The sequence below is a fragment of the Pantoea sp. SOD02 genome, assembly GCF_024707505.1.
Lineage (GTDB): Bacteria > Pseudomonadota > Gammaproteobacteria > Enterobacterales > Enterobacteriaceae > Pantoea > Pantoea symbiotica.
Map to the genome: position 1 here is coordinate 3,355,029 of NZ_CP102604.1, position 13,623 is coordinate 3,368,651.

General features: G+C 51.2%; 9 protein-coding genes. 1 reads left to right on the top strand and 8 read right to left on the bottom strand.

What is annotated here, in order from left to right:
• The first annotated feature begins 10 nt into the window (after positions 1-10).
• Positions 11-1,201 carry a DUF563 domain-containing protein gene (locus NR302_RS15555; RefSeq protein ID WP_258143882.1) on the top strand — a complete coding sequence of 397 codons (1,191 nt, stop codon included), beginning with the start codon at positions 11-13 and terminating at the stop codon, positions 1,199-1,201.
• A gap of 130 nt (positions 1,202-1,331) precedes the next feature.
• Here the strand turns inward: NR302_RS15555 and NR302_RS15560 are convergent, their stop codons facing one another.
• From NR302_RS15560 to NR302_RS15595, 8 genes are all read right to left on the bottom strand, one after another.
• Positions 1,332-2,507 carry a capsule biosynthesis protein gene (locus NR302_RS15560; protein WP_258143883.1) on the bottom strand — a complete coding sequence of 392 codons (1,176 nt, stop codon included), beginning with the start codon at positions 2,505-2,507 and terminating at the stop codon, positions 1,332-1,334.
• A 15-nt stretch (positions 2,508-2,522) separates the two neighbouring features.
• Positions 2,523-4,550, bottom strand: a complete 2,028-nt coding sequence (locus NR302_RS15565) for a capsular polysaccharide biosynthesis protein (RefSeq protein ID WP_258143884.1) — start codon at positions 4,548-4,550, stop codon at positions 2,523-2,525.
• Positions 4,551-4,562: 12 nt separating this feature from the next.
• On the bottom strand, positions 4,563-6,239 hold the full coding sequence (locus NR302_RS15570; protein ID WP_258143885.1) for a polysaccharide biosynthesis/export family protein: 1,677 nt from the start codon (positions 6,237-6,239) through the stop codon (positions 4,563-4,565).
• A gap of 23 nt (positions 6,240-6,262) precedes the next feature.
• Positions 6,263-7,405, bottom strand: a complete 1,143-nt coding sequence (locus NR302_RS15575) for a capsule biosynthesis protein (protein WP_258143886.1) — start codon at positions 7,403-7,405, stop codon at positions 6,263-6,265.
• Between the two features lie 44 nt (positions 7,406-7,449).
• The gene (locus tag NR302_RS15580) at positions 7,450-8,427 is read right to left on the bottom strand and encodes an SIS domain-containing protein (RefSeq protein ID WP_258143887.1); all 978 of its coding nucleotides are present in this window, start codon (positions 8,425-8,427) and stop codon (positions 7,450-7,452) included.
• A gap of 320 nt (positions 8,428-8,747) precedes the next feature.
• Complete coding sequence (locus tag NR302_RS15585; protein WP_008107279.1) at positions 8,748-9,974, bottom strand: HlyD family type I secretion periplasmic adaptor subunit; 1,227 nt, start codon at positions 9,972-9,974, stop codon at positions 8,748-8,750.
• On the bottom strand, positions 9,971-12,142 hold the full coding sequence (locus NR302_RS15590; protein WP_008107276.1) for a type I secretion system permease/ATPase: 2,172 nt from the start codon (positions 12,140-12,142) through the stop codon (positions 9,971-9,973). Before NR302_RS15590 ends, NR302_RS15585 begins: the two co-directional genes overlap by 4 nt.
• Positions 12,139-13,590 carry a TolC family outer membrane protein gene (locus tag NR302_RS15595; RefSeq protein ID WP_008107274.1) on the bottom strand — a complete coding sequence of 484 codons (1,452 nt, stop codon included), beginning with the start codon at positions 13,588-13,590 and terminating at the stop codon, positions 12,139-12,141. The genes NR302_RS15590 and NR302_RS15595 overlap by 4 nt, the downstream gene beginning before the upstream one ends.
• Between the last annotated feature and the right edge of the window lie 33 nt (positions 13,591-13,623).

The following is a 13,623-nucleotide window of genomic DNA, read 5'->3' on the forward strand; positions in this document are numbered from 1 at the left end:
GACAAAAACAATGAAAAAAACTAATTTATATGCTAATAACCTTCCTGAGTTTTCATCAGAGATTAAAAAGTCATTTTACAATGATGAGAAAGAATCTTTTGCTGTTTATGATAATGCACATATCCTACCATTGGTAAGAATACTTTCAGAAGATAAATCTAAAGAGTTTTTCTTAGGCGGAGTATGCGACGAAAAATTCAATTTCATTGCTGGCCATAAGCGTCGAGTTAACTCCAATGGTGTTAACAAAGAATGCTGGGCCTCATATACTCCAACATCCTTATCTAAACCCCAATATTTAGATGAAGATGTGATTTTTGGCGGAGTTTTGCATCGCCACTTTGGGCATTTTATAACAGAGTCTTTGTGCCGTCTATGGTATGCAATAAAATACAGAACTCCCGGACAAAAGGTTGTATTTCTGAAAGAATCAAATTTTAAAGAAAAATATCTGAAACTTCTTAACATTGCGGGTCTTAACTCTAATGAGATAATAATCATTGAAGAACCGATGCGATTTAGAAGTGTAGTTATTCCTGAACAATCAACGCTATTTTTCTCGTACTTCAATAGTAATTTCATAGTTCCTCATGAAAAGATGATGAAAGACATCGCGCCTTCTGAACATAAAAAGGTGTATCTTTCCAGAAGTAAGTTCACTAAAAATGACATCATTAACGAAAACTATTTTGAGGATTTTTTTAGAAAGCAGGGATATTTTATCGCATACCCAGAAACGCTTACTATGGAAGAGCAAATTTCTTTGATGAAAGGCGCTAATGATATAGCATCAGTGATGGGGACAGCATCGCATCTGGTTTTGTTTGCTAAGAAAAACGCAAATGTAATTATGCTACTTCGGTCTCGGAACAAATTTAATCATATGCAGCAAATGATACTTGAAGCAAAATCACATCAATATGTATATGTAGATGCAACTTTTAATTTCCTTCCACATGATTATGATTTCCCATGTTTCTTCTTAGCACCTACAGAAAGTTGGAATCAGTTTGTAAGAGACGAGTTTAATATAAATCCATCGGATACCTTAGAGAATTTCCTTGATAGCCCAGAAAGTAATATTTCAAGGTATTTTTCGCAATGGAAGGAATTGAGTAGTTCCAAAAAAAATAGAGATAGAATCATTAAAAAGCCCATAAGTGAACTTGTGAGCAGTATCCGTAATGGATTACAACCTTGACAGAACATTAAAACATATAGTGAATTAAATAAATAAATTCATATTTGATCGATCACTCGTAAACTAACATGACCGAGTGATTTATTAAAATAAAAAACATCGGCAAGAATAAAACATCAATTGTATAAAACTACCAACAGTAAAAAACAGTGTTAATTTGCGTTTTTTCTAGCAAATGCTTTTCAAACCTTTTAAACAAAATCGAATCACTTTTATTATAATCGTTCCAAAACCGATTGATACTCTCTTCAAATATTAACCCATCGATATCATAAATGGCATCCCCCATCACCTTTACCGGCTTACCATGGATTAACGCCGATATCCCCACCGTACTATTAATCGTCACCACACCTTTCGAGTGTGTTAATAACTCCGGCAGAGGCAAATCATGTACATAAATCACCCGCCCAACCACATCAAACACTTTACTTAATTGCGTAATTAGCTGGCTATATAGTCGATGTCCGCGATCCATCGGATGATGCTTGATAACTAAGTAGGTATCTTTCGGCGCATGCTTCGCGAAAGACTGCATTACCTCATGAATATATTCGCGCACATCATTGTACGGGCTATGGTGCTTAATCTGACTATCGTTATAAACCTGTAGCACCGCAAGGTAATATCGCTGGCTCAACTCAGTCTGTAGGCGCGGTAATATTTTTCGCTGCATAAAGGCATATACCGGCTTACGCCAATAAGCACGAAACCAGCAGCGCGCCTTGTACCAAGGGCAAAATGATTTGTGATGCTGATAGAGTGGAAACTCTCGGCGATAATAGCGCCCCATCAGGTAATACCAGGTGGTATGCCCGATCCTTTTTAACGCTGATGGTTTAAGTTTGACGATCGGCCTTACCGACATTTCAGGCAAACTATGATAAAACTCAGGATCTCGCGGCAGGGAGGAATACGCATTTACCCCGCCCTCTTCCAGCGTGATGAAGTGCGGACGTAAATAACCCTCTTCAAACACTAAAAAACGCACACCGGAAGTCTGTGTCCAGCTTTTAGCCGCCTGATGCAACGCACGACAATCGCCAAAACAAAGAATAGTGTCGAATGCATATTCGTTATGGATTTCGCTCAACCAGGCGGGAAATTCTTGCGGGGTTTGCAAATAGGTTAAGTATTTACGCTGGCGACAATAAAAACGATCGCCACCGTTAAATACCACATTTACCGCTTCTTTTTCTTTTGATTCCAGTAATTCGGCCAGGTCATTGAAAAAAGGGCCCATCGGCCCCTGAAGTAAAAGATATTTCTTACCTGCGAGCAATTTTTTAAAAGCATTACCTTGCATTACGAACCTTCATTATTACCCAAACTTTACTTTGAAAAACATCAGCAATTTGCGGCAATGGCGCTTTACACGCCCCGCTTTTTGCCGGGTATATAACATCTCGCCTCTTGGTTCGTTAATCAGCCATGCCACGGCCTCCTCAACACTCATCGCTTCCTGACGTTCAGGATGGATATAAGTGGGATAGGCAATCAACACCTGATAAATCAAATCCAACAGCGTTAATCTGCGTTGGCGACGCGTGCAGGCATATTCATCTTGCGTCAGGCCCCAACCGGCGTAAAAAGGCTGGCCGTAGCAATAAACCTGTTTGCCATGCAGCAACGCTTCAAAGCCAGAGAGTGACGTCATGGTATGCAGTTCATCAACGAGTTGAATACATTGAATAACATCGGCATCCAGCGCCTGATAATCCGCCAACTTATTCACCTGTTCTGCCGGAATATGGCCTTTACGGTTGCCAACCAACACGTCAGGATGCGGTTTATAAATGATGAACGCATCAGGGTTACGGTCGCGAACCCTGCGCAGTAACGCCAGATTGGTATTAATTGACAAGGTGCCGGTTAAAATTGAAGCATCATCTTCAACCTGACCAGGCACCAGTAAAACCCGCTTGCCTTGAGCGGCTGCCGGTAAACGAAAATCCGCGCCAAGATTGTATTTGCTAAGTTTTGTCGCGACTAAGTGCCGGTGCAGCGTTACCGCTCGTGTCAGTTGATCAGCGCTAAGATCGCTGTGATTTAGCATGACTTCTAAATCGCTTGGGCGCGAGGCATCGTAGTAGATTCCACGCTTATCCAGCACCAGAGAAAGCGGTGGCTGCAAATCTGAGCCCAATCCGGATGAACGTAAGAACCCATCCTCCATACGCCAGATGGGCAAACGGCGGGAACGTAACTTCTCTCGCCAATACTTTTCTTTGCTTGTTCCCCATACCACACAAGCGGTTGCCTGATGACAGCGACGTGAATAGCTCAACCGATTCGCTGAAGTACGCAAGAAGGGTTTAACAATGGTGGATTTCCACAACGTCATGCCAGGTGCCCATAGATGGCCACTTCGCTGTTGATGATGTTGGCGCTGTAACTGCAGCCAGTCCAGCACCTCAAACAGCGTTGCCGCCTCACCCGTTATCGGATGGATGTAGCGGCTGTAATGCAGATACGCAGCCGCAAACAGTTCTTGCAAGGTGGCGTTTCCACGACGTTGTGCCAGTTGCTGGGCCTGAGGATGTCGATCATCAGTCAATCCCCAACCCGCATACCACGGTTGGCCAAAGCAGGTCACCGGCTTACCTGCCAGCAATGCTTCAAAGCCATATTGTGAAGTGACTACATATACACGTGAGACATGAGGCAACAGCGATTGCGGGCTCACATCATCGGCCATCAAAAACACGCGTTCTGTCGCTTGCAGATGCGCAAAGTAACCGGCCTTCTTGCCCTGCATGACGTCTGGATGCACTTTTATCCATATTGCCGCCAGCGGATTTTCCTGCAGCGCAGCCTGCAACATTGATGCAAAGTGCTCCGCACACGCATTGCCATACTTCACAGACATATCGCCAAAGGTTTGATCGACCACCAGCACAATGTCGCGCCGCAACATTTCCTCCGCGACAAACGCCGATGCCTGGTTATATTTCGACAAATCCTGCGTAACGATGGTGTCGATTGCTTTCTGGGCGGAAGCGTCTACATCCTGATTGACAACTCGTTGCTGGATTAAACGTTCCAGCGTGCTGGGTTGACTGGCATCGTAATAAATCCCCTCTTTATCCAGCACCATTGAAAGCGGAGGCGCCCCATTCACGCCCAAATCCAGTGAACGGATAAAACCATCTTCCAGTCGCCAAATAGGCTTACCCTTTTTGCGCGCCATCTCAATCGGCTTGCTGGAACTTGGGCGATGTCCCCACACCGCGATGGCGCTGACCTCCTGCGGTAGCGGGCGATGCAGGGAGAGCTTCTGGCACGGTTGTGCCAGAAAGTTTTCCAGATGCGGTATACGCCAGATACCTGATGAATAGATACCAATCATCGCGTGGCTGCCTTAGATCGTCAGCAGCACTTTCGCGCCCACCGCCAGCTGATAAAGGATGGTAGAGATACCACGCGTTACTTCGATGTTCTTCGACTCATACTTCGGCAGCACCATCAGCTCATCGCCAGCATTGATGTGATCAACATCTTCTGCATTAACAGCCGCACCGTTTTGGCGAATCACAATAATTTTGGCATTACCCGATTTCTGCGTCAGACCGCCACACATCTCAATGTAATCTTTCGGTCGTAATCCTTTTTTCCAGCTCACCGCATTCGGGAACATCACTTCGCCGTGTACCATCACCAGCGAGGTTTTCTGCGGAATGCTGATCACATCGCCATCTTCCAGTAAGACGTTGTCGAGGTCTTTCGGGTTGAGGATCACTTCACCTTTCGGCACCACGGTGCGCGCTTTGGCAACAAAACGGCTCACCAGCTGTGCTTCCTGCATCCGTAAACTGGCTTCTTCTTTGGTAGAAGATTGCGCTGAGAGCGAAGCTTCTTCCAGCTTGCGGAGCGCCACATCGAGCATCTCTTTCTGACGCTGAGCAACCGAAGGGCGATAAAGCTGAATGGCATCCATTTGCGACATGCTATTGGTGCGGATTTTGGCCAGCACTGCGCGCATGCTGGAACCATATGGCAGGATCATGGCGTGCTCGCCGGAGTGCGCACCTTCCACACGAACCTGAATGGTGCCGGCATAACGATCGGTACTGACAATCAGCGTGTCGCCGTCCTGCAACATGCGGCCAGCGGCTGTGCCAATTGGGTAGTATTCACTGCGTTTCGCCAGACCTTGCTGACGAATAATGGTGATGTTAGTTGCGCCAGGTTTGGGACGCGCCCAGCTCAGCGCTTCTGTTACCGGAATGCTGCTGCTGCGGAACTCAAAGTCGTAGCTATTAAACACATCGCCCTGCACGCTGAATGTATGCTGACGTGGTCCAACGACAATGGTATCGCCATCGGCAAACTGCGATAAACCCAGTTTGCCGCTCAGCAGAAAGTCATACAGATTCACGCTCGAACGCACTTTGTTGCCGCGCTTCACGCTGATATCCACATAGCTACCGCGATCGGGATCAACCCCGCCCGCTTTAATCAGATAATTGAGCAGCGAATCAGAAGTGACGCCGCCGTATAAACCCGGGCTACGCACAAAGCCAGTAACGTAAACTTTTACTGGCTGCGCCTGCAGCAGCGAGGCATAGACACTGACGTTGGCCTGATAAACCTCTTTTACTTTCGAGGTAATTAACGCATTGAGCTGGCTATTGCTAATACCTGCCACTTTCACTGGCCCAACATTCGGCAGGAAAATATTGCCTTTTGGATCAACCTGTAACGCGCCATCAAACGTAAATGCGCCCCATAGGCGGATTTGAATGCTGTCGCCGGGATTCAGGATATATCCCGGATTAAATCCCACCGTGGCGCCGCTATCCGCGCTGGTGCCGTTGAATAACTGCGCGCCAAACATGCGGCTCAAAACAACCGGCGCAGCGGGTGGCGGCGTGTTATCAAATCCGCCACTGCTCTGCATGTTGTTCTGCTGACCGGTTAAAAAAGAGGGCAACGGCGCTGCACCGGTCATATTCGGATCGGCATTGATGTCAATAGCCTGGCTGGTTTGTGCCGCAAAACTGGCGGCAATCAATAGTAAATATTTCAGTAGTTTCATCACGAACTCGTTTAGCGACAGCATCAATCGCGGTGGTCTTCAATCACGGCTAACAACAGTTTGGTGGTGCCAAACAGCAAGCAACACACCAGTAACCAGCAGGCGATTAAGTAGGGATAATTGGGAAAGGTGGTTTCCTGCGGCTGTTGCGGTGAGCTGATCACCGATAGCACTTTTAGTTTGCGTGCCGCTTCGACGCGGGTTTTCTCAATCGCGGTTAGCGCCATGGTGTAAATCTGCGTATCGAACTCGACTTTGGCTTTTATCTCTTCGAACGCCAGCGCCATGCTGTTGAGCTTGTCGCCCTGCGGCGCGGTGATCTTATTTTTCTCTTCATCAATCTGCGCCTGTAGCGATTGAATAGCGTTACGGGCGCTAACCACCTGCGACGCATCATCACGCAAATAGGTGAGCAAATTACGCAGCTCTGCCTCCATCTGGATCTTCTGCCCCATCAACGTATTGACCAACGTGCTGGCCGCCAGCGCCGAGGCCTGCGGATCCAGCACATTGTGGCTATTTTGATAAGCCAGCATTTCCGCTTTACTGCTATCGAGACGCTGCCGTGCTTTGTCCATTTCGGCCTCGGCAAAATCAAGCTGATCACGCGCGATACGGTGCGATAACTCATTGATAAATCGCTCTGACTGCTTCAAAACGGCTTGATTGAAGCGCAAAGCAAACTCAGGACTAAAGCCCTGAGTCTGAATGTTTAACAGTCCAGATTTATCGTCGTATGCCACATTGATGCGGTCGCGATAATATTGCAGGAAACGTTCAGTGGTTTGCTGCTGGCCCAGATGATTAAGGAAATCCCATCCGCTATGGCTAAAGGCTGCATGGAAATCGAGTTGCTTATCTAGCGCCGCCAACATATCTGGCGAGCTGATGTACTCCTTGAGATAGAGCGCATCTTCCGCTGAACTCGGATTAGCGGCGCCCAGCAGCAGACCGACATTGAGGCTGCTGCCATCAATGTCGCTGGCTCTTTTAATGGCCACTTTGGATTCGCTCATAAAGCGTGGCTGGCTGAAGATCGCTAAATAGATCAGCAGCAACCCCATCGGTAACAGGATGACGATTTTTGCCAGATGTTTCTGCGCGTTGCCCAAGGTCACATGCGCCTGGATAAGCGCAGCAACCGTTTTCAGTTTTTCAACAAACATTGATGTGTCTTTCATTTTTTAGGGTTGGCATGAAGGTCTTTAATTCAGTCAAAAATGCGCACCAGCCCCACGACCTGATGACATACATCTGTTACCAATAGCACTGAGACACGATGTTTTTGCATCATCTCTTCAGCTTCGGTAACCATCATTTCCTGTGAAACCGTGAGCGGTGAACGCGTCATGATGTGGGCAGCGATGGCGCTGTGCAGAGTAGGTTTAAGCTCCATGAAGCGACGCAGATCGCCATCCGTGATAATGCCGACAAGATGGTTTTCCTTGTTAGTCACCGCCACCATGCCCTGACATCCGCTGGTGATGTTTTGGATAACGTCCGTGAAGCTGGCGTTTTGCGCCACCTTTGGCACATCGGGTTGCATCACATCCGACACCCTTGTCAACAAGCGGCGTCCCAACGAACCGCCTGGGTGATAGCGTGCAAAGTCATGTGGCATAAAACCGCGCTGCTTCATTAGGGCGATCGCCAGCGCATCGCCAATTGCCATGGTTAAGGTGGTGGAAGTGGTCGGAGCCAGATTGTTTGGGCAGCTTTCACTGCGCATATTGAGTTCCAATACCGCATCAGCATTTTTTGCCAGCGTTGACACTCCATTATTGGTAATGGCGACTATTCGGTTACCAAAGGCTTTTAAGGACGGAACCAGTTTGAGGATTTCATCGGTCTCACCGCTGGCAGAGATCAGAATCACTAAATCGTACGGCGTGATCATGCCGAGATCGCCATGAAAGGCTTCGGCGGGATGAATAAAGAAGCCCGGCGTACCGGTTGACGCTAATGTGGCGGCAATCTTCCGGCCAACATGACCCGATTTCCCCATGCCAGATAGGATGATGTGCCCTTGTGACTGCAAGATCAGCTTGAGAACATGTTGATATTGTTTGCGGTCAATGTGCTGTGCCAGATGCAATAACGCAGCACCCTGTTCACACAGCGTGTCGCGGATCGAGGCGATCGGATCGATGCTCTGCGGTGGATATTCAGAGACGATGTTTGCAGACATAGCAGTTCCTGTGCGCGGAGATGATGCTCAAGCTGAAGCAACACATGCGCGCTAGTGACAGTGCTGATTCAAAAGCAAGTAAGTAGAAAATTCGAACAGGCGCTATTTTTATGCTTTTCGCCGTTAACTCAAAGTGCGGATACCCGACAGTTATGCCACCTTTCGAGAGCTTTGAAGCCTGAGATAGCGAATGAAAGGATTGATGCAGCAGGAAGGAAAAGAAACAGGCGGTAATTACAGCAATAAAAATAAGGTGCGCACTATTGCGCACCTTACCTATGTAGGGTCGCCATTTTGGCGACCGATTTTAACTGCGCGGATTAACGCTCCCGCATCGCCTCTTTACCCTTATTAAACGGCTTAATCAGATAATCCATCACCGTCTTCTCTCCGGTCTTAATATCCACGGTAGAAACCATGCCGGGACTGATAGAGAAGCGCTTACCGGCTTTATTCTGCACATAGTCGTTATCGGTGCGGATAAACACGCGGTAGTAGTAAATTTCCGGCTTCACCTCATCCTGAATAGTATCCGGCGAGATGCTCTCTACTACGCCGTTCAGGCCGCCATAAATGGCGTAGTCATAAGCCGAGATCTTCACCACCGCCCGCTGGCCAGGACGAATAAAGGCGATGTCACGCGGTGACAATCGCGCTTCAATCAGCAGACGATCGTTCATCGGCACGATGTTCATCAGCTCGCCATTGGGTGGCACCACGCCGCCCACGGTCGAGACTTTGATGTTTTTCACGATACCGCGCATCGGTGAGCGGATGGTTAATCGCGTTACCGTGTCTTCGCGCCCTTTCACCACTTGCGCCATGCTGTCGGCTTCGGCATTGGCTTTCGCCAGCTCCTCGCGCGCCTGCACGTAATATTGCGAACGCATATCGGTGAGTTTCAGCTCCAAATCCGATTTATCGCGCTGTAAACGCAGCACTTCCACGCTACTGGCAGCGCCGGTTTTCGCCAGACGCTGCGTGATGGCCAGTTCGCGGTTGGCCAGCGCCAGCGACTCTTTGAACTGCGCGGTGGCATCGGTCAGCTGCGCGCGGCGAGTTTTGTACAGCCGCGTTTCTGATGCGATCAGATCGGGAAACTTGTTCAACTCCGCCGGGAAACTCAGCGGCTGATCGTTCACTTCCGCATTGAGGCGCGAGGCGGCAGCCAATGCCGCACGATAGCGCGCCGCACTTTCGCCGACGTTAGATTCCGATCGCGTAGCATCCAGACGCGCCACCACTTGTCCGGCCTGCACCTGATCGCCCTCATGCACATACAGCTCGGTGAGAATGCCGCCTTCCAGTGATTGCAGCACCTGATCGCGCGAGCTGGGAATCACTTTGCCGGTGCCAGTGGAGACTTCATCCAGCACGCCAAACCATGCCCAAATCACCGTAACGAGGATCAGTGCGGTACTGATCACGATCAGCCGCACCGCGCCGGTGTAATGGGTTTCGGATCGCAGTTCGCCCAGCAGATCGTCAGATGAATCCACTTCTGCCGCCGTGACTAAGCGCAGTCTTGCCGGTAATTGTTTGATCATGATTGCGCCTCCGGCGGAATGCCGTTAGCACGCGGTGCCGGCAAGGCATTCTCTTTCGGGCTATCCATCACCAGTTGTCCCTCCTTCAACACCAGCACACGATCCACCAACGCGAGGATCGCCGCGCGGTGCGTCGCCACGATCAAGGTGCGACCGTTAAGCCACTGACCGAGCCGTTCGATAAACTCTTTCTCGGTGTGATCGTCGAGCGCCGCCGTCGGCTCATCAAGCAGGATAATGTTGGGATCGCGCAGCAGCATGCGCGCCAGCAGCAGCGACTGACGCTGACCACCAGAAAGCCCAACGCCGCCTTCCATGATCGGATGATCAAGGCCGAGCGGCAGACGACGAATGAAATCCGCGCCGCCGCTGACGGTGAGCGCGCCGAAGATGGCATCATCGGTGGCGTGCGCCGCGCCCATGGTGAGATTCTCCCGCAGCGTGCCGTGGAACAGCCGCGCGTTTTGCGTCAGCAGGCCCACGTTGCGCCGTACATCCGCTACATCAATGTGCGGCAGGCTGAGATTATCCAGCCGCAGTTCACCGCCGACCAGATCGATGCCGCCGATCATCGCCTGCAGCAAGGTCGATTTACCCGAACCGTTGCGTCCCAACACCGCGATGCGCTCGCCCGGTTTGATGGTCAGGCTTTTGATGCGCAGCGCGATGTTCAGCGAATCGGTGTAATAACGGAACATCGCATCGGTGAATTGGTAGTGTCCAAACAGCACCGGCGTATGAATGCGTGTTTCATCTTTGCTGTTTTCCACCGGCAAATTCATCAACGCATCAAGGCTGCCTTTCGCCGCTTTCACCTGTTGCCAGCGCGCAAGTACGCCGCACAGCGTGGCCATCGGCGCAATCATGCGCGAGGAGAGCAGCGACGCCGCCACAATCGCACCGGTGGTGATATCACCGTTGATCACCATCGGCGCACCGATCACAATCACGCTGGCATACACCAAACCTTGTACGGTAACGCCCCAGGTAATCAGCGAGTGCATCACTTTGCGCATCTCCACGCCGGATTGCGCGGTGATGCGAATGTAGCTGTTCCACTGTTGCAGGAAGCGATCTTCCGCCTGCATCAGCTTGATATCCTCTAACCCTTGCACGCTCTCCACCAGCACCGCATTGCGCAGCGTCGACTCTTTCAGGTTTTGCTGCGCCAGTTTCGAAAGCTTTTTCTGGCTCAGCACGCCCGGCAAGATCATCAGCAGCACCGCCACCGGCGCAATCCACGCCAGCTGCGGCGCGATAATCGCCATCACCAGCAGGAACAGCAGGAAGAACGGCATATCGACAATCGCCGTTACCGTGGTGGAGGTGACCATTTCGCGGATCGCCTCCAACTCGCGCAGCTGCGAGATAAAAGTACCGGTCGAACGCGGCACCGCGCTGTTTCGCAGCCGCAGCGCGTGACCAAATACCCGATCGGAAACGCGCATATCGGCGCGCTTACCCAGCAGATCGGTTACGTGATCGCGTCCGACGCGCAGGATGTAAGTGAACACCACCGAGATGATCACGCCGATATACAGCACGTACAGCGTGGGATAGGACTGCGCCGGGATCACCCGATCGTACACCTGCATCGAGAAGATAATGCCGACCAGCGCCAGCAGATTGATCAGGAAGGATCCGAGCATCACGTAGCCGTACGGCCGCAGATCGTGCAGCACCAAACGGCGCAGCCAATCCGGTTTCACCGTGGCGAGATAGCGATCGACGCGGCTGTCTTTAGCCGCGGTAACTGGACGCAGCGCGGCGGCAAAACGGATTTCCGGCAGCAAGGTTTCCAGCGCAATCGGCGCTGGCTGTTCATCACCGGCGAAGTGCACCCGCACTTCATCGTCGCCATCAAACTGGGTGATCACGCCCACCTGACCGTCGGCCAGTTCTATCGCCAGCGGCAAGCGCCAGCTGGTGATCTCCCACTTATTCTCTTCATACAGCTGCAACGATAAACCTGCCTGACGCGCCAGATGGCGCAATGCTTTATCGCGCGACTGTTTGCCCTGCCATTCGGCAGCGGCCATGATCATGCCCGGCGAACAGGGCAAGCGATAATGGGTGGCAATCAGGATGATTGCGGTGGCCCATCCGTGTAAGGGCACATTTCCCCCGGACGCGCTATCGGGCGCGTCGGGAATCTGTAATTGCGTCATGGCTGGATCTCCACGGACTGGATCCGCTGATTATTCAAGGCAAACGCTGACCGCATATGCCCGGTGCTGTAGAGGCAATCGAGCTGCAGTGAGCGTAACTGACTGATGGTTTGCTGAAGCGTGAAACGGGTCTGGAACACTTCCTGCTCGGCGTTGAGTACATCCAGCAGCGGACGCGTGCCGAGCTGCAGATACTGATCCTGATACAGCGACTGAGTTTTCTCGCCCAGCGCCTGTTGCCGACCCATGATCGCCAGGCTGAGCGACAGGCTTTGCGACTCATTCTGCGACTCGCTCAACTGCTGACGCGCTTTAAGCCGTGCCGAGTTGACGGCGGCATTGGCGGCTTGCAGCGCATTGGCTGCTGCGTCCCGGCTGGCGGTGATGCCACCGCCCTGATAGAGCGGCATTTCTACTTTCACAAATGCCGAATATTGCGTGCGATCCAGCGTTTCGCTGCCGGAGTAGTGATTGTTGAGATAATGCGTCACCTGCGGTTCCAGCGAGATGGTCGGCATGTTTTGCGCGTTGGCATTATCGAGTTTGGCCTGCGCCTGATTAGCCTGCGCCCAGGCGGCCAGCACCGACGGATTGAGCTTGTCATCGGCTTTCGCCACCTGACAGGATTGCGTAAGTTTGGTGGGGAAATCGTCGCTGACTTTTTTCACCAGCGGCCAGCCCAGATAGGTCGCCAGCGTGGCGCGCCAGCGATCAAGGTTGGCTTGATATTGCGTTAAGGTGGTTCGCGCGCCTTCGATACGCGCATCGGTTTGCGTAGCATCCGAAAGTGACGCCGCGCCCTCTTCATTACGCTGTCGCGCCAGATCGCCAATCTTACTCAGCGCCGTGAGCTGCTGTTGCGCAATGATCACCAGTTGCTGATAACCCTGCACTTCCACCAGCGCTGCGGCGGTATCGTGCGCCACGGTATCAATGCTCACCAGCACGTTGGCCTGTTCCTGCGCCACGCCCGCTTCGGCGGAACGCACCGAACTGCTGACCTTGCCAAAGTCATACAGCATCTGCGAAACCGACAGCACAAACGACGGGCTGAAGCCCTTTTCGCTGTAAGCGTTGCTGTAGCCGTTGTTCATGCCAGCACTGATTTGCGGATAATATTTGGCTTTCGCCACATCAACCTGATTAGCCTGCTCCAGCATTTTCCCTACCGCCTGAGCGATATCGGGATGCCACTGAATGGCGCGCTGCACCGCCTGGTTGATGGTCAGAAAATCGGGGACATTAGCGAGGGCGGGTTCCGCCACCTCACCGGTTAATGAAGGCAGTTCTTGCTGTTGCGCTAAACCTGCTGAGGTAATTTGCCCCGCGCGGGTTAACGCATCACTGGCCGCTAAAAGTTGAGAACTGTAAAGTAAAGCCATGCCCGCACAGAGAACGCTGAGCTTAAACGAACGGCGAAATGTTGCGCCTGAGTGCATCAGTTCCATCGATAGTCCACCAGTCATTAAAGAGAAAGGGGC